Genomic DNA, 22,645 nt, shown 5'->3' with positions numbered 1-22,645 from the left:
CACCCCACCAGCCCACGCCAACCACACCCCAACGCCGGCGCTCCCCCAGCTCCAGCTCCCAACCAAAAGACAGGACCCAAGAACAAAGCAGCCAGCCCCCTGAAGATCACTGCTCCGTCACAACACCCCACCACCGACACCACCGAGACACCGAAACACACGCCACTCCCACAACCACCGCCAGATCGGCACACGGCAACCCGCGCGGCAGGGAACCGCGGCGGGGCGCGGAGTGTCCTTGAGGGCATCCGCACCCGCAAGGGACCCCGGAGGCAGAGACGAGGATGATGAGGATGCCGGTGAGACGCAGAGTGACGAGATACGTGGCAGCAGGGGCATCGCTGGCCATCGCCCTGTCCGCCCTGTCCGGGTGCGCCAGCGACAAACGCGGGACCGGGGACGCCCCCGTCGCGAACCACAAGGGTGACAACACGCCAGCCGACGTCACCAACTTCCCCGACCACTACGCCAACATCGCCACCAAATGCGTCGCGGGCGCACCCGGCTACCGCGCGTTCGTCACCACCCGCGACGCCCCACCCGTCATACTTCCCGACCCCGGCTGCAAAGGCTGACCCTTCGCCAGCGGCCCGCGCGTGCCCGCGAACCGGGGCGAACCGAGGCGAACGGAACGGGGCCGCGCGGACGCCGGCGGGTGCGGGATCATGGAGGGGTGCGCGCTGCCCGGCTGATCCGTATGGCCCTGCTGGTCCAGTCGAGTCCCGGTATGACCGCCGCGGCGATCGGGCGGGAACTGGGGGTCAGCGAGCGGACGGTGATCAGGGACGCGCAGGCACTCCAGGAGGCGGGAGTCCCCGTACGGTCGCAGCGGGGACGGGCGGGCGGATACCGGCTGGCCCCGGGATACCGGACCCGGCTGACCACACTCGGCCCCGGGGAAGCCGAGACGCTCTACCTCACCGGACTGCCCTCGGCTCTGCGGGACCTCGGACTGTCCGACGCCGCGGACACCGCACGCCTGAAACTGTCCGCGACCCTGCTGCCGTCACTACGCGCGGCGGCCGAGTCCTCAGCACACCGCTTCCACCTCGACGCACCGGCCTGGTTCCGCGAACCGCCCGCCTGCACACTGCTGCCCGAACTCGCCCGCGCCGTATGGTCCGACCGGACCGTCGAACTCACCTACACACGGCCGGAACGCGACACAGCGCCGCCCGCCGCCGTGACGCGGCACCTGGAACCGTACGGCCTCGTCCTCAAAGCCGGCGTCTGGTACCTCGTGGGCCGCATCCCCGGCACAGCAGCAGAACACAGTGACCAGTGGCGGACCTACCGCGCCGACCGGATCACCGCCCTGTCCCCCGGCACCGGCCAGCCCTTCACCCGCAACCCCACCTTCGACCTCGCCACGCACTGGCAGACCCGGGCCGCGGAATTCGCCCGAGCACTGCTGCGCACCACCGTCACCGTCCGCCTGACCCCCCGGGGACTGGATCGCCTGCCCGGCGTCACCGACCCCGCCGCGACCAGTGAGGCACTCGCCCGCGCCGGCGCCCCCGACACCACCGGCCGCGTCACACTCCGCCTGCCCGCCGAAAACGAGGACGTCGCCTTCGCCCAGTTCAGCCAACTGGGCGCCGACGCCGAAGTACTGGCCCCGCCGGGCCTGCGCGCCCGCTTCCGCGACCACGCGCAGGCCCTCAGCGCCCTCTACGGCCCCCCGCCGCACCATCAGCGGTAGTCGTCCGCCGAACCGGCCTTCCCCCCGTACCGCACATCCTCGAAATACCCCCACCCGTCCGGCTGGCTGCCGTCGACATCCCGCACGCCGTAAACCCTCGCCAACTCCGCGCTCGAAGCCGACCTGCCGTTCCACCGCGCCGACCTCTGCGGATCGGCCGCCAGCGCCGCCACCGCCCGCGCGAGATAGAACGGCGACTCCGCGACCGCGAAGTCCGGCTCCGTGACGACAGCGTCACGCCAGTTCTCCTCCGACACACCGAAATGCGCCAGCATCTGCTCCGACCGCAGAAAACCCGGAGACACCGCAACCGCCGTACCCCCGAACTCCGCCAGTTCCTCCCCCAGTCCGAACGCCATCCGGATCGGGGCGTTCTTCGCGAGATCGTAGAAGAGATTCTCCCGGTAACGACGGTTCGACACCGCCGTGCCGTCCGTCACCTCCACCAGCAAGGGTTCCGCCGAGCGCACCAGCAACGGCAGCGCCAACGCCGCGGTGATCACATGCGAACGCACCCCCAGCTCCAGAATCCGCAGACCGTCCCCCAACGGCGTCTCCCAGCTCCTCTTCCCGAACACCGAACCGGCCAGCAGATGCTCACCGCCCCACAGATCATTCACGAGAATGTCCAGCCGCCCCCGCTCACGCCCGATCCGCGCGACAAGAGCACGGACCTGCTCCACCACCAGATGATCCGTAGGAACAGCGATGCCCGTACCCCCCGCCGCCGTCACCAGTTCCGCCGTCTCCTCGATCGTCTCCGTCGTCCTGCCCACCTCGCTGACACGCCCACGCGTCGTACGGCCCGTCACGTACACCACCGCGCCCCCACGGCCCAGTTCGACCGCCAACGCCCGCCCCGCACCACGCGTAGCCCCCGCCACCAGAGCGATCCTCCCGTCCAGAGAACCCACAGAAGAACCGGCAGGAGAACCGGCAGTTGAGGCGGTGGGAGAGACGACGGTAGAGGCGGCGGAGACGTTCCGGCCGGGATCCTGAGTGTTCCTGTTCTTGTCCATCCCCCCAACCTCCTCCCCAAAGGTGACAGCCTCCGTCACCCTTTCGAAGCGGTCACAGAAACCGCGACAGCCGCAGCCGACGGCCGGGAACCGGCCCGGTGACCATCCGGCCTCCCACCAGGAACCCAAGAGCGGCCAAAGGATTGCGGAACACGGATGCGCGGTGGAGCATCCAGGAGGATCAGACGGAACAGCAGAGGGAAAGGCGGGGCTGTGGGGATACGGCGGACGTGGACCGCAGGGCTGACGGGTCTCATACTGACAACGATGTCAACCGGACTGCTCGGTCCGCCCGAGGCGACGGCGGCCGGACACGACGACGCGGGCGGCGGATGGGTGCTCAGTACCGGCGATCCGTCGAAGGACTACGCGCCGGCGTTCCTGGGGAACGGATACTTCTCGACACGTGTCCCCGCGCAGGGGGCCGGGTTCTCCGCGGCGCCACTGCTGACGGAGTCTCAGCTCGCGGGGTTCTACGGGCAGGGGCCGGGGATCTCGCCGCAGCGGGTGAACATCCCGGCGTGGTCGACGCTCGGGGTCTCCGACGGGAGCGCGGTCTACGGGAACGTCGCCTCGGGCGGGTGCGGCTTCGGTGTGGTCTGCCAGGCCGAGAGCGGGACGCTGAGCGGCGGTGCGTTCGCCGACACCAGCCACAAGGGCTACGGCGGGGCGGGGTTCGTCGCCGGGTACGGGCCCGGCGGGAAACCGGCCGCAGGGGCCACCGCGACCGTGAAGGTGTCCGGCGTTCCGGCGGGTACCGCGCGGCTGACCGTACGGTATTCCGCGGGCTCCAACACGGCCCAGACGCTCAGCGCGCAGGTCGACGGCGTGGGGCCGGTGCGGGTCACGCTGCCCGGCACGAGTTCGTGGGACACCTGGGCCACCGCCACGCTCGACGTGCCGGTCACCGCCGGGGTGAACACCGCGGCCGTCACCTGCGCCGCCGGGGACAGCTGCCTGGCGAACGTGGACGAGATCTCGCTGTCCGCGCCGGGCACGGCCCCTGCCGAGGAGACACCGGCAGGGACGACGTCGGGCTACCGGCAGTCCCTGGACCTGCGGCGCGGGATCATGACCACGTCCCTGACGTGGACCTCGCCCGCCGGGCGGGCGACCCGGCTTGTCTACCGGGTGCTGACCGACCGGGCCGACGCCCATCTCGGCGTCACACAGCTCGACATGACGCCGCTGAACTGGAGCGGACCGCTGTCGGTGATCGACATGTTCGACGGACGGGCCGACACCCTCCCAGCCAACCACCGGCTGGCGAAACCGGTCAACCTCACGCAGGTGACCGCCGGCCGGGTCGACGGCCGCTCGGCGGCGATGAGCGAGAGCCTGACGGCGCAGCAGACCGGGATGCGGGCAGGTCTCGCGTCGGTGCTGCGCGTCGACGGCGGCCGCACGGCGACCTCGGCGTACACCGATGTGCCCGCCGACTCCCTCGCGCAGCGCGCCGACCTGCGGGTCAGAGCGGGGAAGACGTACCAGGCGACGAAATTCGTCGGGATCGCGTCGTCCAACGACACCGCGCAGGGCTCGGCGCCGCTGGTGCAGCACCCGCTCCCCGATCCGCAGACCGCCGCCCAGGGGTACGCCGCGCGCGGCGCCCAGCGCGGCTGGCGGCGGGTCGAGGGCGAACACACCCGCGCCTGGGCGGACCTGTGGAAATCCGACATCAGCGTTCCCGGGGACCAGGACCTCACCGAGCAGTTGCGCGCGAGCGCGTTCTACCTGCTCTCCTCCGTCCGCGACGGCGTCACCTGGGGACCCTCACCGGGCGGCCTGTCGTCGGCGGACTACAACGGGCACGTCTTCTGGGACGCGGACACCTGGACCAACCCCGCCCTGCTCGCCGGTCATCCGGACCTGGCCAGGAACCTTCTCGACTACCGCTACACCCTCCTGGACGCCGCCCGCGCGAACGCGGCGGCCCACGGCTACCAGGGCGCGCAGTACCCCTGGGAGAGCGCCGACACCGGCACCGACGTGGGAATCCACCCGCGGGAGATCCACATCGGCTCCGACGTCGCCCTCGCGCAGTGGCAGTACTACCAGGCCACCGGAGACCTGACGTGGCTGCGGACCAGGGGCTGGCCGGTCATCAAGTCCGTCGCGCAGTTCTGGGCGAGCCGGGTCACACCCGACGGGCAGGGCGGCTACGACCTCAACGGCGTGCAGTCCCCCGACGAGAACCACGACAACGTCAACAACAGCGCCTACACCAACGCCGGGGCGATCACCGTCCTGCGCACCGCCGCCACCGCCGCGACGCTGGTCGGTGAACAGGCCGACCCCCGGTGGGCGCAGGTCGCCGGCGGGCTGAGCGTGCCGGTCGACCCGGCGACCGGGGTGCACCCGGAATTCGACGGCTACCGGGGTGACACGATCAACCAGGCCGACACCGTCATGCTGCCCTACCCGATCGGCTACCCGATGACCGGTCAGCAGGCGCAGGCCGACCTCGACTACTACACCCCGCGCACCGACATCAACGGCCCGTCCATGACGGACTCCATCAACCTCATCGACAGCGCGGCCCTCGGCACCCCCGGCTGTGTCACCGACACCTTCCTCAAGCGCAGCATGGACCCGTACATGTACGCGCCGTTCGACCAGTTCGCGGAGACCCGCGCGGGCGGCGCGTTCACCTTCACCACCGGCATCGGCGGAGTCCTTCAGGCCTTCCAGTACGGTTTCACGGGCCTGCGCCTGGGCGCCGACGCCGTCACCGTCGACCCGATGCTCCCGCCGCAGCTCCCCAGCGTCGACATCACCGGTCTCCACTGGCACGGCGCGACCTTCGACCTCTCCGTGCGCCACGACGGCACCCGGGTCACGCTGCGCGGCGGCAAGACCCTGTCGCTCACGGCCGCCGGTCGGAAGATCACGTTGCGCGGCCACCAGAGCGCCACCGTCCGCACCCGCCGCCCCGACCTGACCCCGACTCAGGACCTGGCGCGCTGCGAGACCGTCACCGCCACCACCGCCGACCTCAGCTTCCCGGCAGTCGCCGCCGTCGACGGCAGCCCCAGCACCTCGTGGAAGGCCACAGCGCCAGGCGCCGCGCTCACCGTCGACCTGGGCAAGGCCACTCGCGTCGGACGCACAGTGGTCCAGGCGTCCGGGGCCACGACCGCGTACCGGATCGACGTCTCACGCGACGGCGCCGCCTGGTCGCCCTTCGGCGCCCCCGTCACCGCGGCGAGCCCCGCCGCCTCGACGGTCACCGCGACACCGGTGAACGCCCGCTATGTCAGATACACCGCGCAGGGTCCGGCGGCGCCCCAAGTGGTGAGTCTCGAGGTCTATACCGGGTAGCCGCGGGCGACAATGCGCACAGGCCGGGTGACGGTCCGCGGGACCACCGCGGACCGCACCCTCCGCACACCGGTCCGGGAGGCCGACGTGAAGCTCCTCGTACTCGGCGCCAACGGCAGGACCGGGCGGCAACTCCTCGCCCAGGGACTCGCCGCAGGCCACGAGATGACCGCCTTCGTCCGCCCCCGGGCCACCCCGCCGGAACCCCGGCCCCGGCTCCGCGTCGCGACCGGGGAAATCACCGCGGACCAGGACGCGGTGCGCGCCGCCGTCGAAGGGCAGGACGCGGTCCTGACCGCGTTCGGCAGCCCCACCACCTGGCACGGGCTGACCTCGCCCACCCTGACCGTCACCGCGATTCCGCGGATCGTGCGGGCCATGCGCGACACCGGAGTCAACCGGATCGTCCACCTGTCCGCGCACGGCGTCGGCGACACCGCCGGCCAGGCGCCGGCGGTGTACTGGGCCGTTTACAAGGCCCTCGGACCGATGTTCGCGGACAAGGCGGCGGGAGAGGAGATCCTGCGCGCCAGCGGCCTGGAGTGGACCCTGGTCTATCCCGTGATGCTCGTCGGCGGTCCCCTCACCGGGCGCTACCGGACCGGCGAACGCCTCCCGTTGCGCGGCATCCCCCGTATCTCCCGCGCCGACGTCGCCCACTTCATGCTCCGCGAGGCCGCCTTCCCCGCCCACCTCCGCACCACCGTCCAGCTCGCCGACTGACCCGCTAGTACGCGACGGTCAGGGCGAGGGACGCGACCGCCAGGGCCAGATAACCGCCGGGGAAGGCGATGTTGTAGAGCACGCGGGCACGCACATGAGTGATGACAGCGCCCACGAAGAAGACGACGAGGCCCGCGGCGGCGGCGATACCGACGGGCCGGACGCCCAGGAGCCCGAGGAGAAGACCGGCGGCGCCGGCGGCCTTGAGCGAGGCCAGCCAGATGTGCCAGTTCTGCGGGACTCCCACCTCCGCCGAGTTCGCCAGGACGAACTCGGCGCGGGCGAGGTCCGCGACGGCGATGCCCGCGTTGGCCAGGATGGTGACGACGGTGATGATCAGATACGCGGTGAACACGATGCTTGTCCTCGGGGTCGGAATCGTCATGGGGTCGGAATCGTCATGGGCTCGAAGAAGGTGCGGGCGCCCGCGTCCACCAGCCTCGTCACACTCGACTTTCCCGTCCAATACCTGCACCTATAACCTGGGAGCATGGATGTGGACACCCGGCTGCTGCGCTACTTCGTCGCCGTCGCCGAAGAGGGGACCCTCACGCGCGCCGCCGAGCGGCTCTTCGTGTCGCAGCCCGCGCTCACCAAGCAGATCAAGCAGTTGGAGAGACAGCTCGGGGTGCGGCTGTTCACCCGGTCCCGCACCGGCATGACGCCCACGGACGCGGGCCGTCTGCTGGCGCGGCGCGCGCCCGCGCTGCTGGCGGACTGGGACCGCGTACTGACCGAGACCAGGGGCGCGGAGCGCCGGGGCGCACGGCTGCTGCGGGTCGGATTTCTCGCCAGCGCGGCCAATGAGGCGACTCCGCACATCATCGCGGAGTTCACGCGTCGCCGTCCGCGGTGGCGGGTGGAGATGCGGCAGGCGTCCTGGGCGAATCCGACCGCCGGGCTCGCCGACGGGGACGTCGATGTCGCGCTGGTACGGCTGCCGTTCCCGGGCCAGGAGGCGCTGCAGGTGGTGCCGCTGTTCACCGAGCCGCGCTGGGTCGCGCTGCCCGAGGCGCATCCGCTGGCCGCGCGGGAGACGATCGCTTTCCGGGACCTGTGGGACGAGCCGTTCGTGGCCGCTCCGGCGGAGACCGGCCGGTGGCGGGACGAATGGCTGGCCGCCGGGGAACGTGAGGGCCGCCCGGTACGGATCGGCGCCGTCACGGACCTGCCCGACGACTGGCTGACCGCCATCGCCAACGGTTACGGCGTCGCTCTCGCACCCGCGTCCGCCGCCCGCTTCTACGCCAGGCCCGGTATCGCCTACCGCCCGGTGAGCGGTGTCAGCGACAGCGAGGTCGGCGTGGCCTGGGCGCCGGCCGACGACGCCAACCCCGTGGTCCGGGACTTCGTCCGCTGCTGCACCGACCGGCCGTGGCCGCACGCGTCAGGGGCCTGACCGCCACGGGCGGGCGCGGGGACGCGGCGCCCGGACGCGGGGAACGCGGCAGCCGGGCGCGGGGAACGCGGCGCTCGGTGAAAAGCCCACCTCCGCACGGCTTTCTCGTCTAACCTGAATTCGTCAGGCGGTCCCGTCGAAACGCCGCACGGATTCCTTCCGCGCGCATTTGTCGAATTCACAGGAGAAGGCGCATCGGCACCAAATTCTGCATTCGCCACTGACGCCCCACTTCTCGGGCAAAATGGACACCGTACCGCCGGATCACTTTTGCGCCACCGACGGCGGGAACCTGCCCGGAATTCGCCTGCCAGGCATTCGTCGGACGTTCGGCCCGCAGCAGTCGCAGCGTCGCGACCCGGACGCCGACCGCGTACAGAGCACCAGGTCAGCCACGCACTGGACAGTTCGAAGCGCCCATACGCCAGCGAATGAGGTCCTGCATGCCGCAGCTCAAGGAACTGCCCTCGGTCACCTTCAATGACGGCTCGGGCGGAGTGCTCGCTTTCAAGCGCGACCAGCTCGCCTTCCTCTCCCACGGTCTCGAACGGCACGGCGACATATTCCGTTTCCGCCCGCTCGGGATACCCATGGTCTTAGTGAACCACCCCGATCACATCCGGCACATACTCGTCGACAAAGGCGATAAGTACGACAAGAACGCCACGCTGTTCAAGATCGTCCGGCCGGTGCTGCGCAAGGGGCTCATCGCCAACGCGGACATGGAGCTGTGGCGCCGTCAGCGCCGCATGATGGCACCGCACTTCACGCCGAAGGCGGTCAGCGCCTTCGCCCGCAACATGACCGACGAGACCGCCCGCAGCCTGGAGCACTGGCGGAGCGCGTACGGCGACGGGCGCACGATGGACGTCACCGACGAGGTCGGCGCGCTGGCGCTGCGGATCGTCAACAGGTCCCTGTTCAGCGCGGACGTCAACGAGACCGCCCTCGCCTTCGAGCGGGCCTTCGCGACGGCGAACACCGTCCTCGGCGCCTTCTTCCGCTTCCCCTTCCCGCCGCTGAGCGTCCCGACGCCGAGCCACCGCCGCCTGCGCCGGGCCATCGACGAGATGGACGCCTTCGTGTCGGGATTCGTCAAGAAGCGGGTGGCCGAGGACGTGCCCGTCGGCGACGAGACGGACCTGCTGACGCTGCTGCTGCACACCGTGGACGAGGTCGACGGCCACGGGATGGACCTCGAACAGCTCCACCACGAGGTCCTCAACATCTGCATCGGCGCCTACGAGACGACCACCAACACGCTGTCGTGGGTGTTCTATCTGCTGGCCAGGCACCCCGAGGTCGAGAAGCGGCTGCACGAGGAGGTCGACCGGGTACTGGGCGGCCGGACACCGGCCTTCGAGGATCTGCGCGATCTCACCTACACCCGGATGATCGTGGACGAGACGCTGCGCGTCTACTCCCCCGCCTACCAGTTCATGCGGCACGCCACCGAGGACGACGAGATCGACGGCTACCGCGTCCCGGCGGGCAGCAACGTACTGATCAACAGCTACTTCCTGCACCGGCACCCGGACTTCTGGGACGAGCCGGAGCGCTTCAGGCCCGAGCGGTTCGGCCCGCAGGAGTCCGCCGGGCGGCCCAAGCACGCGTATCTGCCCTTCGGGGGCGGTCACCGCGTCTGCATCGGCAAGCACTTCGCGCTGACCGAACTCACTCTGGTGCTCGCCACCGTCGCGAGCGGGCACCGGCTGGTGCTGCCCGAGGGCGCGCCCGAAGTGGTGCCCGAGGCGCTGATCACCCTGCATCCCAAGGGCGGCGTGCATCTGCGGCTGGAGCGCCGGTGAACGGCCGCGGGGACAATTCGCCGCGACCGGACGCGGAGACTCCGGACATCACCAGCCCCTTCCCGTACCGCGTCAATCCGCACGCGGAGCAGGCGCGCGAGCATCTGGCCGCATGGGCGCGCGAGGCGGGTCTGGTGCACCGCGAGTCCGCCCGGCTGCGCTTCGAGCGGGCCGATTTCGGCTGGTTCGCGGCGCTGGTGTACCCGAGTGCGAGCGCGCGGCACCTGGAGCTCATGGCCGACTGGTTCGCGTGGCTGTTCCTGGTCGACGACCAGCTCGACGACGGCCTGTTCGGGCGCAGTCAGGACCAGGTCGGTGAGGTCGTCGGCCAGATGCGCGCCGTGCTGGAGGGTCACGGGCCGCGCACGGCCGGAGGCGGTCATGTGCCCACCGCCGTCTCCTCGTTGGCCGACCTGTGGGAGCGTACGGTCGCCGACGCGCCGCAGGGCTGGCCGCGCAGGTTCATCGACCACCTGGAGCGGTGTCTGAGCACCGCCGCCCAGTGGGAGGCAGGGAACCGGATCGGCGGCCTGGTCCCGCCGGAGGACACGTACATCGCCAACCGCCGCCACACCGGGGCCATTTACGTGTGCATGGACCTCATCGAGATCGTGCAGCCCGCCGAATTCCCCGAATCGGTGCGCGGTAGCCGGGAGTTCACCGCCGCGCTGGACGCCGCGTGCAATGTGGTGTGCTGGACGAACGACGTGTACTCACTGGCCAAGGAGCGGGCGCTCGGCGAGGTGCACAACCTCGTCCATGTGGTGGAACACCACAGGGGGCTGTCCGAGGCGGAGGCACTCGCCCATGTACGCACCGCCATCGACCGGGAGACCGGTCTGTTCCTGGCGTGCGAGCGGGAGACGCTGGCCGCGCATCCGCGGTGGGCCGAGCCGCTGGGCAGCTACCTCCAGGGCATGCGGACGTGGATGCGCGGCAATCTGGACTGGTCGCGGCACACGAAGCGCTATCGCACCTCGGCGGCCACGGGAGAGGAGCGTCCCGAGGAGTACCTGGAGGACCGGCTCACGGGGGCGGACCGATGACCGGAGCGGCGAGTGCCAGCGCGCTGGACGCCCGGGAGGTGCTGCGCTGGGCCCGTGATGTCACAGGGCCCGTACTGGAGCGCGCCGTCGCCGAACTGCCCGAGCCGGTCAGGGCGGTGGCCCGGTACCACTTCGGGTGGCGGGACGCGCGGGGCAACCCCGCGTCGGGCGACTGGGGCAAGGGCGTACGCGGCGCCCTGGTCCTCGCCAGCGCGCAGGCCCTCGACACCGCCGCCCCGGACGCCGCGCCCGGCGCCCAGGCGGTACGGTCGGCGGCCGTGGTGGAGTTGGTGCACAACTTCTCACTCCTCCACGACGACTTCATGGACGACGACCGGCTGCGCAGAGGGCGGCCCACCGCCTGGGTGGTCTTCGGGGACGCGAAGGCCGTGCTGGCCGGTGACGCGCTGATGGCCATGGCGATGAAGCTGCTGACCGAGGCGGACGGCCGCCTGGCGCCGAGCACCGAGTCGGTACGGGAACTCGCTGGCGCGCTGCTGGCGTTGGTGGCGGGACAGGGCGAGGACCTGGCCTTCGAGACGCGCACCGACATACGTGAGGAGGACTGTCTGCGGATGGCCGGGGGCAAGACAGCGTCCTTGCTCGCGGCGGCCTGCGCGCTCGGTGCGAAGGCGGTGGGCGCGGCTCCCGAACAGGTCGGCGCGCTCCGGGCGTTCGGACACCACATCGGCCTCGTCTTTCAGCTCGCCGACGACCTGCTCGGCGTCTGGGGCGACAGCGGGCTGTCGGGCAAGGCGGCCGGCGGGGACCTGCGGCGGCGCAAGAATTCCTTCCCCGTCGTCGCGGCCATCCGCAGCGGCACGCCCGCCGGCCGGCGGCTGGCGGGCCTCTACCGCCTCGCGGCCCTGGCCGAGCGTCCGCTGCACGACACGGAGATCCGCCGGGCCACCGCGCTCGTCGAGGAGGCCGGGGGCCACGACCTCACCCTGCGGGAGGCCGCCCGCCAGCACGCCCGCGCCCTGGAGTGCCTGACCGTCGCGGTCCCCGACCGGGAGCGGTCGCGGATGCTGGTGTCGCTGGCGGAGATGGCGATGGACCGCGGGGTCTGACGCGCTCGGCGCTGTCTCGTCACGACGGACCGGATACGGCGGTACGGCGCCTCAAGGGCCGTACCGCCCAACGGTGTTCAGGGATCTGACCTGACGTCAGGCGGGCAGGACGGCGAGCGATCCCGAGTGCACGGTCAGGGTGACCCGGTGAGCGGCGCCGTCCCGGTTCGGGACCTTCACCTGGACGTCGGCGGAGGTGGCGGCCGTGGTCACGGCGTAGGCGTCGCCCGACGGGACCGGGAGGCGTACGGCGGTCGAGGCGGAGGTCGTCACCACCGCGAGCGTGTCCGGTGCCGCGCTGAAGCCGAGGTCGGCGCTGCTGGAGGTCACCGCGAAGTCCGCGTGGGAGGGGTGCAGCGCGTGGGCGGTGAGGCGGTCGGAGGCGACATCGACGGTCAGTCGGCCGCCGAGTCCTTCGAGCAGGGTCTCGCCTGAGGTCTGCCGCAGCCGCAGGCCGGTCTTCTCGGGGACGGTGAGGGTCAGGTCGCCGGCGCACGAGCCCGCCGTGTCGCCCCCGCCGCCGCCGTCACCCGTGTCCGTACCGCAGACCAGGGTGAGGGTGCGCAGGCCCGCCGCGTCGTCGACGACACCGCGCACACGTGCCGCGCCGCCGTCAGGGCGGTGATACGTGCCCGAGACCGTGTGGGCGCTCGGGTCGGCGGTGATCCGGACGCGGCCTGAGACTCCTTCGAGGACCAGCAGGTCGGCGGCGTCGGCGTGCAGGCGGGCCGTGGCGTCGGGATCGGTGCTGCCGAATCCGGCGCTTCCCGCGCCGGGCGCGCCCTTGTCCGCCGGGCCGCCGGCGCCGGATCCGCTGTGGTCGCGGCCGTGTCCGGTGAGGACCAGAGCGGCGGTCACGGCGAGGGCGATCACCAGTACGGCGATGAGGACGCCCGGCCTGGTGGTCCGTCGTCCTGCGGGGTGTACGGGCTGGTCAGCGGTCTCCATGCCGCCCGTCTGCCCCGGGCGCCGCGCCCGAACCCCACCGGGATGCCGGTGGGGTGACGGGCGGGCGGGGCGCTGGCCACGCGGGCCCGGCGCCGATGGGGCCGTTCGTGATCCGCCGGACGGGCCCTATCGGGCCAGCGTGACCAGCACGGTCTTGCCGCCTCCGGGGCGGCGGGTCACCGCCAGTGAGTGGGCCAGCCGTTGGATCATCATCCAGCCGAAGCCGCCTCTGGCGCCGTTCCAGTCGGGCGCGCGTCCTTGCGGCGGGGTGTCGCTGGGGTCGTCGATCGCCACGCGAAGGGTGTTCGCGGCGGCGCTCAGACGCAGTTCGCGTACCGCTCCGGCGTGCCGGAGGGCGTTGGCGGCCAACTCGGAGACCACGAGGGTCAGATTCTGCAGGGTTCGTACGGCCAGCGGAGGGTGGAGGGTGTCCGCGAACTCCGAGGCGGCGACGCGTGCTTCCGCCGCGCTCATGGGCCGGGAAACGGTCACGGCGTGGGCCACCGGCGTTGCCGCCGGTGCCCCGCCATCGGACGGATCGCTCACGTGAATCACCTCTGGAGGAGATCCCGCGGCGCGTGCGACCTGAGGTCAGCCGCGCCGCAGCATCATGACGACGAGTACGACGACGACGATGAGAACGATGGTTCCGATACCTATGTACATGTGACGCTCCTGAGCCAAATTGTCCGGCGGTTTGCTTCCTCAGGTCGCTTGCCCGGCTCGGACCGGTCTACGGCGTTCTTTCGATACAGGGGTAAGCGGCCGGATCCGGGGAAGAACGCCGGGTCGGTCAACGCCGGGTCGGTCAGCGTGTGGCCGGGGGCAGTTCGCGGGCGGCCTGCGCGATGAGCATGTCCAGGGCGTCGGGATAGGCGCTGCGGGTCATCCGGGCGGCGAGCAGGGGCGCGGTCGCGGCGATGTGCGGGTGGGTGCGGGGCGACAGGGCCGCGTACGTGTCCTGCCAGATCTCCTCGTCGGCCGCGCGGGCGGCGGCGGGCAGCGCCAGCGAGGCCGCGTCCAGGGCGGCGAATGCCAGGCAGCCATCGATGAAGACGTGGTAGACGCGTACGAGGCCGGGGCCGGTGAAGCCGGCGCGGTGCAGGATGCCCAGGATGGCCTCGTCCGCGGCCAGTTCGCGCTCTCCGCCGCTGACCCGGCTGGCGGTCAGCACCGCCGCCTGTGGATGGGCGAGATACGCGCGGTGGATCCGCAGGCCCAGGTCGCGCAGATCGCGCCGCCACTGACCGGTCGGTGTCCAGCCCGCCAGGGCCCGGCCCATGAGTTCGTCGGCGATGGCCAGGACGAGGGCGTCCATGCCGCGGAAGTAGCGGTAGAGGGAGCTGGGGTCGGCGCCGAGTGCCAGGCCGAGGCGCCGCGCGGTCAGCCCCTGCGCGCCGTGTTCCGCCAGCATGCGCAGGGCGGTCTCCACGATCAGTTCGTGGCTGAGCACCTCGCCTTGCCGCGTCGGCCGACGTCGTTGCCGCGCGGCTCCGTCCACCACCTTCTTGGCCACGGCCGGGAGCTTACGCCAACGGCATTGACCTTACGGCGCCGTCGGCGGTTCCATCACTCCACGGCGCGTGTCCCCCGTGCGAGGGCCCCGGCCGCACCGCTCACCCGCTCACCCACCCGACCAACCACCCGACCAGCGGAAGGAACCCCGCCATGCGCGTACTGCTCATCGGAGCCGGAGGCGTCGGAAGCGCCATCACCCGGATCGCCGCCCGCCGCGGCTTCTTCGAGCACATGGTCGTCGCCGACTACGACCTGGGCCGGGCCGAGGCCGCCGTCGCGGCGCTGGGCGAGGCGGCGGACCGGTTCAGCACGGCCAGGATCGACGCCTCCGACCAGCTCTCCGTGGAGGATCTGCTGCGGGAGCGGCGGTGCGACGTGCTGCTCAACGCGACCGACCCGCGTTTCGTCATGCCGTTGTTCCAGGCCGCGCACCGGGCCGGGGCGACGTATATGGACATGGCGATGTCGCTGTCGGTGCCGCACGCGCGGCGGCCCCACGAGGAGTGCGGCACGAAGCTCGGCGACGACCAGTTCGCGCAGACGGAGGCGTGGGAGAAGGACGGGCTGCTGGCACTGGTCGGCATGGGCGTGGAGCCGGGCATGTCCGATGTCTTCGCCCGCTACGCCGCCGATCGCCTCTTCGACAGCATCGACGAGATCGGGGTGCGCGACGGCGCGAATCTCACGGTGGACGGCTATGACTTCGCGCCGTCGTTCAGCATCTGGACCACCATCGAGGAGTGTCTGAACCCGCCCGTGGTGTGGGAGAAGGACCGCGGCTGGTACACCACGGCGCCGTTCAGCCAGCCCGAGATCTTCGACTTCCCCGAGGGCATCGGCCCGGTGGAGTGCGTGAACGTCGAGCACGAGGAGGTGCTGCTGATCCCGCGCTGGGTCGACGCCCGCCGGGTGACGTTCAAGTACGGCCTCGGCCAGGACTTCATCGACAAGCTCCAGACCCTCCACGACCTGGGCCTGGACCGTACGGACCCGGTCACCGTCGCCACCGACCGGGGTCCGGCCCTGGTCTCCCCCAGGGACGTCGTCGCCGCCGTGCTGCCGGACCCGGCCGCGCTCGGCGACCGGATGCACGGCAAGACCTGCGCGGGCACCTGGGTGAAGGGCACCAAGGACGGCCGCCCGCGCGAGGTCTACCTCTACCACGTGGTCGACAACCAGTGGTCGATGCGGGAGTACGGTTCCCAGGCCGTCGTCTGGCAGACGGCGATCAATCCGGTGATCGCCCTCGAACTCCTCGCCGACGGCACCTGGAGCGGCAGCGGTGTCCTCGGCCCCGAGGCGTTCGACGCGCAGCCGTTCCTCGACCTGCTCGTCGCGTACGGGTCACCGTGGGCGATGCGCGAACAGGCCGGGAGCGCGCAGGACGGGGACGCGGCCCCGGCGCCGCACGCGTAGCGCCCGCGGCCGTCGGGCGGATGCCCCGAGGCGCCCCCGGACCTGGGGCACCTGTGTAACCAGGGAGGACAGGGGCAGGCGTGGCATCACAGAGCGAATAAGTACGACCGGGTCGGACTTCGTTCCGGCCCCAGGACGCACGGAGGTCCCACAATGCGCAGCCTGTCCGTACGCGTGATGGTGCCCGCCGCGGCTCTGGCCACGGCGGCCCTGACCCTGACGGCTTGTTCGGACGACGGCGGGTCCGCCGCTCCGGCGGGCTCGTCCGTCTCGGTCAGCGCTGCGCCGTCCGAATCCTCGTCCGCCGGTGCGCCGTCCACGACGGACGACGGTACGCAGAGCGCGCCGGGCGGTACGCCCACGTCCTCGTCGGCGGACGGCTCCGGCGGTGCGTCGGCCGAGGCGGCGGGGCCGAACGCCTGCGCCAGCGACCACCTCAGCGTGGCCCTGAAGGACGCCGAGGTCGGCGCCGGGCAATACCACGCGAAGGTCGTCTTCACCAACACCGGCAGCACGGCGTGCACGCTGACGGGCTATCCGGGTGTCTCGTACGTCAAGACGGCCGGGGCGCAGGCCGGTCCCGCGGCCGACCGTGACGGCGCGTCGCACGGCACCGTCTCGCTGGCGCCGAAGGCGACCGCGTACGCGGAGCTCCACGACAGCAACGGTCAGGGCGGCTACAGCGCCGACCAGTGCGCGCTGACGAAGGTCGAGGGGCTGCGGATCTATCCGCCGAACCAGAAGGCGGCGCTGTTCCTCGCCGACAAGACCGAGCACTGCGCCGGTACGGGCATCCACCCGCTGACCATAGGCGCCGTGCGGCGCTGACCGCCGGGCTTCTGACGCACCGTCAAGGGCGAGCGCGGGCCCGGATGGTGGACGGCTGCGGACGCGCCGCCTCCCGGTCGCTAGCCTGCGTGCAGGACGCGGCACCGTGATGTGCCAGGTCATGGCGGCGGACGGCCCTCGGCACGGGCAACGGGACGCGCCCTGACGGGAGTTGCCCGACCTGAGAGAGGCGCAGCGCATGTTCACGACCAGGCCGACCCTCCAAGGCACCTTCGGCATGGTGGCCTCCACCCACTGGCTCGCCTCCCAGAGCGCGATGGCCGTACTGGAGGACGGCGGCAACGCGTACGACGCCGCCGTGGCCGGCGCTTTCGTGCTGCACGTCGTGGAGCCGCACCTCAATGGTCCCGGCGGCGAGGCGCCGATCATCGTCGGGCCCGCAGAGGGGGAGGTACGGGTGCTGTGCGGGCAGGGGGTCGCGCCCGCGGGCGCGACCGTCGCCCACTACCGCTCGCTCGGTCTGGACCTGGTGCCCGGTACCGGGCCGCTGGCCGCCGCCGTACCCGGCGCGTTCGACGCCTGGATGACGTTGCTGCGCGACTACGGCACCGCGTCCCTCGCCGAGGTGCTGCGTTACGCGATCGGGTACGCGGCGGACGGTCATCCGCCGGTCGAGCGGGTCACGGCGACCGTCGAGACGGTACGCGAGCTGTTCGAGACGCAGTGGACATCGTCCGCGGAGCTGTATCTGCCGGGCGGCAAAGCGCCGCGTCCCGGCGAGCTGTGGCGCAATCCGGCGCTCGCCGCGACCTGGCGGCGGTTGATCGCCGAGGCGGAGGCGGACGGCGGCCGGGACCGGGTCGCGCAGATCGAGGCCGCGCGCCGGATCTGGCGGGAGGGTTTCGTCGCCGAGGCGATCGTCGCCCAGGCCGCCCGTCCGACCATGGACACCAGCGGCGAGCGGCACACCGGGACGCTCACGGCCGCCGATCTGGCGGGCTGGTCCGCGTCGTACGAGGAGCCCGCCACCTACGAGTGGGGCGGCTGGACGGTCTGCAAGGCGGGCCCGTGGAGCCAGGGCCCGGCCTTCCTCCAGCAGCTCGCCCTGCTGCCGCCGAGCGCCGCCGACCTGCCCGCGTACGGGTCCGCCGCGTATGTCCACCGGCTGGTCGAGGGCACCAAGCTCGCCATGGCCGACCGCGAGGCGTGGTACGGCGACGCCTCGGACGTTCCGCTCGACGCGCTGCTGTCCACCGCGTACAACGCCCGGCGCCGCCAACTCATCGGCGACCGGGCCTCGTTCGAACTGCGGCCCGGCGGCCCCGACGGTCGGACGCCGAAGCTGAGCGCGTACGCGACCGCCGCGGAGCTGGGCGCGGGTGCGCGGGTGGCGCCGACCGGGGCCGGGGCGGGCGAGCCGACGGTCGCGGCGGACGGTGGCACGCGCGGCGACACCTGTCACATCGATGTCGTGGACCGCTGGGGCAACATGATCTCGGCGACGCCCAGCGGGGGTTGGCTCCAGTCGAATCCGGTGATACCGGAGCTGGGCTTCCCGCTCGGCACGCGGCTCCAGATGACCTGGGTCGAGGAGGGGCTGCCCAACTCCCTGTCCCCCGGCCGCAGGCCGCGCACGACGCTCAGTCCGTCGCTCGCGCTGCGCGACGGGGTGCCCGTCCTCGCCTTCGGCACCCCCGGCGGCGACCAGCAGGACCAGTGGCAGGTGCACTTCTTCCTCGCCGTGGCGCTCCGCGACCGGGTGCGCGGCGGCTACGACCTGCAAGGCGCCGTCGACGCGCCGAACTGGCACACCGACAGTTTCCCCGGCTCCTTCTACCCGCGGGCCATGGCGCCGGGCAGCCTCACCGTCGAGGAGCGGACGGGTCCGGATGTCGTCGCCGAACTGCGCCGCCGTGGGCACGCGGTGAGCGTCGGCGGCGCCTGGTCGGAGGGGCGGATCTCCGCCGTCGCGCGCGATCCGGAGACGGGCGTGCTGTCGGCCGCCGCGAATCCGCGCGGCATGCAGGGCTACGCCGTGGGACGCTGACGCGTACGGACGGCCGCGCGCGGCGTTAGCATGCGTCCCATGCCCGATGCCAAGCCCCGCCCCGAACCCTTCGCCCCGCGGGCCGACGCCGCCGCGCTCGACGACCTGCGGACCCGGCTGCGCGCGACGCGCTGGCCGGACGCGCCCGAGGACGCGGGGTGGTCGCTCGGGACCGACCTCGACTACCTCCGCGAACTGGTCGCCTACTGGGCGGACGGCTTCGACTGGCGGGCGCAGGAGGCGGCGCTGGCCCGGCTCCCCCGGTTCCGGGCCCCGATCGGCGGCCTCGGCATCCACTTCGTCCACGCCCGCGCGGTCGCACCCTCGGGCCCCGCGATGCCGCTGGTCCTCACTCACGGCTGGCCGGACTCCTTCTGGCGGTACTCCAAGGTCGTGCCCCTCCTCACCGACCCCGGCGCGCACGGCGCCGACCCGGCCGACGCGTTCGACGTCGTCGTTCCCGACGTGCCGGGCTTTGGATACTCCGACCGGCCCGCCGGGCAGCCGCTGAACTCCATCGACGTCGCCGGACTGTGGGCCGAGCTGATGACCGCTCTCGGCTATCCGCTCTTCGGCGCGGCGGGCGGGGACATCGGCAGCCATGTGAGCCGCTATCTGGCGCTCGACCACCCCGACCGGGTCGTGGCCGTGCACCGCACCGACGCGGGCCTGCCCATCTTCGGCGGCGATCCGGCGGACCTCGCACCCGAGGAGGGCGCCTGGATGCGGGAGTCCGCGGCCTGGGGCGCGACCGAGGGCGGATATGCCGCCATGCACCGTACGAAGCCGCAGACGCTGGCCGCGGGGCTCAACGACTCGCCCGCCGGTCTCGCCGCGTGGATCGTGGAGAAGCTGCGGGCGTGGAGCGGCTGCGACGGTGACATCGAGCGGAGCTTCACCAAGGACGAGATCCTCACGAATGTGATGATCTACTGGCTCACCGGGACGATCGCCTCGTCGATGCGGATGTACAAGGCGAACGCCGCGATCCCTCCGGCGCAGCTCGCCCGCCGGGTCGAGGTGCCCTCCGGATTCTCGATCTTCCACGGCGACGTCGTCCGCCCGCCGCGCGCCTGGCTGGAGCGTACGGCCAACACCGTCCGCGCCACCGAGCCGCCGCGCGGCGGCCATTTCGCCGCGTTCGAGGAACCGGAGCTGTACGCGCGGGAGTTGCGCGAATTCTTCCGTCCCTACCGGGCGGCGGTGACAGGCTGAACGCCGGTCCTGCGTACGGTCGTCAGGGCCGCGTCACAGACCGGTCACCGCGCTCGACGCGCTGACCTCGTAGACGAGGGTGATCTCTCGGCGTTCGCCCGGAGCCAGCCGCTGGACGTAGCGGACGATGCCGTCGTCGTCGGTCTCGTCGGGTGCCGGTCGGCAGCGGTCGGGCAGGGTGCGGACCTCGACGGCCGAGACCTCGGAGACGGGGACGCGTTCGCGGATCACGACCTCGCGGGTGAGGTCGGCGCCCGGCCGGTCGGTGTCGCCGGGGTGCTCGGCGCTCGGCTGGTCCAGGCGGGAGACGAAGAGCCGGACCTGGCGGGTGATCACGGTGCGCTGGTTGATCCCGGCGAGACCGGTGGTGTCGCGCTGCTCCTCGGTGTGGCGGACGACCCGGAAGGTGTCCTGGCTGCCGAAGGACAGGCGTACGTCCTCGCCCGTACCGGCGAAGGTCATCGTGGCCCGGCCGGTGTAGCCGCTGTCGCGTACCAGGTCGACGGGGCCGGCCAGCAGGACGTGACCCGCGGCGTTGGGGAACCGCGCGGTCGTCACGACCAGGGGCGACAGTTCGGGGGCGCAGGTGTCCTCGGTGCCGCAGGCGGCGGTGAAGGCCGACAGGTGGACGCGGTGCGGGCGCCGGTCGGAGGGGACGGTGACGGGGCGGGGCGCGTGCAGGACGCGGACCGCGCCGCCGTCGTGCAGGCCGGGCAGCGGTCCCGCGCCGCCCGCGGTGTCGGCGGCCGAGTCGCCGCCCACCGTCGTGACGTCCTCCTCGCGCAGGTCCACCTCGACGGTCCGCCGCTCCTCGGCGGTGCGTTCCCTGAGGGTCAGGACGTCCTCGGTCAGCTCCGGCGGGGCCGCGGCGAGCGTCGGGCGCGCGGTGGACAGGGACAGCCGTACGCCGTTCCAGTCCTCGCCGGTGTCCTGCCATACGAAGGCGTCGGTCTCCAGGGTGACGCTGTCGCGGTCGGCGGCGAGCGTCGCGCGGTAGGCGGGGCGCCACAGGGCGCACGGGACGAGGCTCAGGACGCGGATCCGCGCGGTACCGGCCTCGGGCGCCTCCACGACGAGTTCCACGAAGGCCGTGAGCACCGGGGGTTCGGTCTCGGTGGCCGCCAACGCCGTACGCGCCGTGCGCAGTTCCTCGGTCAGGTCGTGCTCGCGGCGGCGCAGCCGGTGGAGTTCGCCGATCCGGGTCTCGGCGTCCTCGTCCACCCGCTCCAGCCGGTCGGCCCAGCGCTCGGGGTCGGCGGCGCCCGCTCCGGCGCCCTGCACGATGTCGCGGTGCAGATCGGCCTTGGCCTGGTGGACCACGGCCAGCGCGCTCTCCAGGCGCTGCCGCAGGTGTCCGACCTCGCGCATCTCCCGTTCCAGGGAGTCGACTTCGCGGCGCAGTTCGGACGCGTCGGGGCCCGGCCTGCCGGGAGGCGCGGGGGTGTAGGCGCGGATGACGCGGGCGTCGAAGACGCGGGGGGCGTCCGCGCCGGGGTCCGTGTCGTCGTGCCCTTCGGTGTCCGCGGAGATCTCGGCGCGCAGGGACCGGTCGACGGTCAGCGGGGTGACCGGGCCGATCCGCAGACGCTGGACGCCCGCGGTGAGCCGAGCGGTGCCGGTGCGTTCGACCTGGGCCCGGTCCTCCAGGCAGGTCACGGCGGTGACCGGGAGGAAGAGCGCGTCCGGCTCTGCGGGCGTGTCACCGGCATGAGGCGCGCCGGCCGTGTCGGTCAGGGTCTCCGGGGTGGTCACGGTTCACTTCCTCCGGTTTCCGCCGACGACCGACTTGCCCGCGGGGAGGCGGACCTCGAACCCTCCGGTGAGCGTCGTGGTCCGGCCGGGTGCCAACTCCACGCGCCACACGCGCGCTCCGCGGACGTACGAGCCGTCCTGACCCGTGAGCGGTTCCTCGGGTTCCGTCCAGGCCGGTCGCGCCCGGTGCTCCTCGATACGGACGTCCTTGTCGGTCGACACCGGTACGCGCTCGCGGACCTCGACGACGACGGGGTACGGCAGGCGGTTGGCGACCTCGATCTCCACGGTGTGGTCGAGGACGGTCGTGCCGCCGCGCAGTCCCGCGGTGGACTCGCGCATGTGGGTGCGGCGGGCCACCTGGACGCTCTCGGCCACGCCGACGCCGACCGCCTGCCGCTGTCCGGGGGCGAGGGTCGGCAGGGCCGCGGTGAGCACGAAGTCGCCGTCCACCATGACGTCGGCCGGTCCGGCGAGCAGCGCGTGCGGTGAGGTGTTGGTGACCAGGACGGTGCCGAAGACGGCTGTGTCCACGGCCGGGACGCACACGTGCAGCGACTCCGTCACGACCGGTACCTCGCTGACCGGCACGATGTGCCACGCGCCGTCGGCCGCCACGTCCGCGGGCGCGGCGGTGTCGAAGCGGTAGTCGAAGGAGCCAGCCGAGGTCCGTACGTCAACGGCGTGCGCGGGCCGCGGGAGGCGGCCGACGGTCTCGGCCCTGCGCCGGTACTCGGTGACCACGGGGGCGAGCGGGGCGGCCTCCGGTCGCAGCGTGCCGCGCTCGGCGCCCGCGTCGGGACCCGCGACGGTCAGGCGGCCGTAGTCGAGCATGTCGACGGACGGCGCGGTGGGCGGCGGCGGTACGGGCG

The 22,645-nt window shown here is 72.3% G+C and carries 19 protein-coding genes; 12 read left to right on the top strand and 7 right to left on the bottom strand.

The genetic code is table 11. The features are described from left to right. Positions 1-323: 323 nt before the first annotated feature. Together BGM09_RS21985 and BGM09_RS21980 are read left to right on the top strand one after the other, a co-directional pair. The gene (locus tag BGM09_RS21985) at positions 324-575 is read left to right on the top strand and encodes a hypothetical protein (RefSeq protein ID WP_188283385.1); all 252 of its coding nucleotides are present in this window, start codon (positions 324-326) and stop codon (positions 573-575) included. A gap of 98 nt (positions 576-673) precedes the next feature. Beyond that, positions 674-1,702 (top strand): helix-turn-helix transcriptional regulator, encoded by a 1,029-nt coding sequence (locus tag BGM09_RS21980; protein WP_188283384.1) that lies wholly within the window; start codon positions 674-676, stop codon positions 1,700-1,702. Here BGM09_RS21980 and BGM09_RS21975 read toward each other — a convergent pair. Next, positions 1,693-2,760 (bottom strand): SDR family oxidoreductase, encoded by a 1,068-nt coding sequence (locus tag BGM09_RS21975; protein WP_317452826.1) that lies wholly within the window; start codon positions 2,758-2,760, stop codon positions 1,693-1,695. The genes BGM09_RS21980 and BGM09_RS21975 overlap by 10 nt on opposite strands. Positions 2,761-2,988: 228 nt before the next feature. On the opposite strand from BGM09_RS21975, the gene BGM09_RS21970 reads away from it, so the two are divergent. Then, complete coding sequence (locus tag BGM09_RS21970; protein WP_188283383.1) at positions 2,989-6,042, top strand: discoidin domain-containing protein; 3,054 nt, start codon at positions 2,989-2,991, stop codon at positions 6,040-6,042. A gap of 27 nt (positions 6,043-6,069) precedes the next feature. Further along, positions 6,070-6,765, top strand: coding sequence for an NAD(P)-dependent oxidoreductase (locus BGM09_RS21965; RefSeq protein ID WP_188283382.1), 696 nt, complete (start codon positions 6,070-6,072; stop codon positions 6,763-6,765). A 4-nt stretch (positions 6,766-6,769) separates the two neighbouring features. Here BGM09_RS21965 and BGM09_RS21960 read toward each other — a convergent pair whose 3' ends face one another. Further along, positions 6,770-7,150, bottom strand: coding sequence for a DoxX family protein (locus BGM09_RS21960; protein ID WP_223187408.1), 381 nt, complete (start codon positions 7,148-7,150; stop codon positions 6,770-6,772). 105 nt (positions 7,151-7,255) lie between these two features. Between BGM09_RS21960 and BGM09_RS21955 the strand changes: the two genes are divergently transcribed. From BGM09_RS21955 to BGM09_RS21940, 4 genes are all read left to right on the top strand, one after another. Then, the gene (locus tag BGM09_RS21955; RefSeq protein ID WP_188283381.1) at positions 7,256-8,164 is read left to right on the top strand and encodes a LysR family transcriptional regulator; all 909 of its coding nucleotides are present in this window, start codon (positions 7,256-7,258) and stop codon (positions 8,162-8,164) included. Positions 8,165-8,607: 443 nt separating this feature from the next. Next, a complete protein-coding gene (locus BGM09_RS21950) occupies positions 8,608-9,972 on the top strand; it encodes a cytochrome P450 (RefSeq protein WP_188283380.1) in 1,365 nt (454 codons plus the stop codon). Further along, positions 9,969-11,018, top strand: coding sequence for a terpene synthase family protein (locus tag BGM09_RS21945; protein ID WP_188283379.1), 1,050 nt, complete (start codon positions 9,969-9,971; stop codon positions 11,016-11,018). Before BGM09_RS21950 ends, BGM09_RS21945 begins: the two co-directional genes overlap by 4 nt. Next, positions 11,015-12,088, top strand: a complete 1,074-nt coding sequence (locus BGM09_RS21940; RefSeq protein WP_188283378.1) for a polyprenyl synthetase family protein — start codon at positions 11,015-11,017, stop codon at positions 12,086-12,088. The genes BGM09_RS21945 and BGM09_RS21940 overlap by 4 nt, the downstream gene beginning before the upstream one ends. 96 nt (positions 12,089-12,184) lie before the next feature. Here BGM09_RS21940 and BGM09_RS21935 read toward each other — a convergent pair whose 3' ends face one another. The 3 genes from BGM09_RS21935 to BGM09_RS21925 form a co-directional block, all read right to left on the bottom strand. Then, positions 12,185-13,036 carry a hypothetical protein gene (locus BGM09_RS21935; protein WP_188283377.1) on the bottom strand — a complete coding sequence of 284 codons (852 nt, stop codon included), beginning with the start codon at positions 13,034-13,036 and terminating at the stop codon, positions 12,185-12,187. 126 nt (positions 13,037-13,162) lie between these two features. Beyond that, complete coding sequence (locus BGM09_RS21930) at positions 13,163-13,510, bottom strand: ATP-binding protein (RefSeq protein ID WP_188283376.1); 348 nt, start codon at positions 13,508-13,510, stop codon at positions 13,163-13,165. 334 nt (positions 13,511-13,844) lie between these two features. Further along, a complete protein-coding gene (locus BGM09_RS21925; RefSeq protein WP_188283375.1) occupies positions 13,845-14,552 on the bottom strand; it encodes a TetR/AcrR family transcriptional regulator in 708 nt (235 codons plus the stop codon). Between the two features lie 152 nt (positions 14,553-14,704). On the opposite strand from BGM09_RS21925, the gene BGM09_RS21920 reads away from it, so the two are divergent. From BGM09_RS21920 to BGM09_RS21905, 4 genes are all read left to right on the top strand, one after another. Beyond that, a complete protein-coding gene (locus BGM09_RS21920; RefSeq protein WP_188283374.1) occupies positions 14,705-15,970 on the top strand; it encodes a saccharopine dehydrogenase family protein in 1,266 nt (421 codons plus the stop codon). A gap of 153 nt (positions 15,971-16,123) precedes the next feature. Further along, complete coding sequence (locus tag BGM09_RS21915; RefSeq protein ID WP_188283373.1) at positions 16,124-16,798, top strand: DUF4232 domain-containing protein; 675 nt, start codon at positions 16,124-16,126, stop codon at positions 16,796-16,798. Between the two features lie 199 nt (positions 16,799-16,997). Further along, entirely contained in the window at positions 16,998-18,806 is a 1,809-nt protein-coding gene (locus BGM09_RS21910) for a gamma-glutamyltransferase family protein (protein WP_188283372.1), read from the top strand. 39 nt (positions 18,807-18,845) lie between these two features. Beyond that, complete coding sequence (locus tag BGM09_RS21905; RefSeq protein WP_188283371.1) at positions 18,846-20,021, top strand: epoxide hydrolase family protein; 1,176 nt, start codon at positions 18,846-18,848, stop codon at positions 20,019-20,021. 33 nt (positions 20,022-20,054) lie between these two features. Here the strand turns inward: BGM09_RS21905 and BGM09_RS21900 are convergent, their stop codons facing one another. Further along, a complete protein-coding gene (locus BGM09_RS21900; protein WP_317452825.1) occupies positions 20,055-21,773 on the bottom strand; it encodes a mucoidy inhibitor MuiA family protein in 1,719 nt (572 codons plus the stop codon). A gap of 3 nt (positions 21,774-21,776) precedes the next feature. Continuing rightward, the coding region (locus tag BGM09_RS21895) for a DUF4139 domain-containing protein (RefSeq protein WP_188283370.1) at positions 21,777-22,645 on the bottom strand (869 nt) is incomplete at its 5' end.

This window comes from Streptomyces sp. CBMA29 (assembly GCF_014596445.1).
Classification (GTDB): Bacteria; Actinomycetota; Actinomycetes; order Streptomycetales; family Streptomycetaceae; genus Actinacidiphila.
The sequence above is the reverse complement of the archived record's forward strand: the minus strand, read 5'-3'. Positions and strand labels throughout refer to the sequence as shown.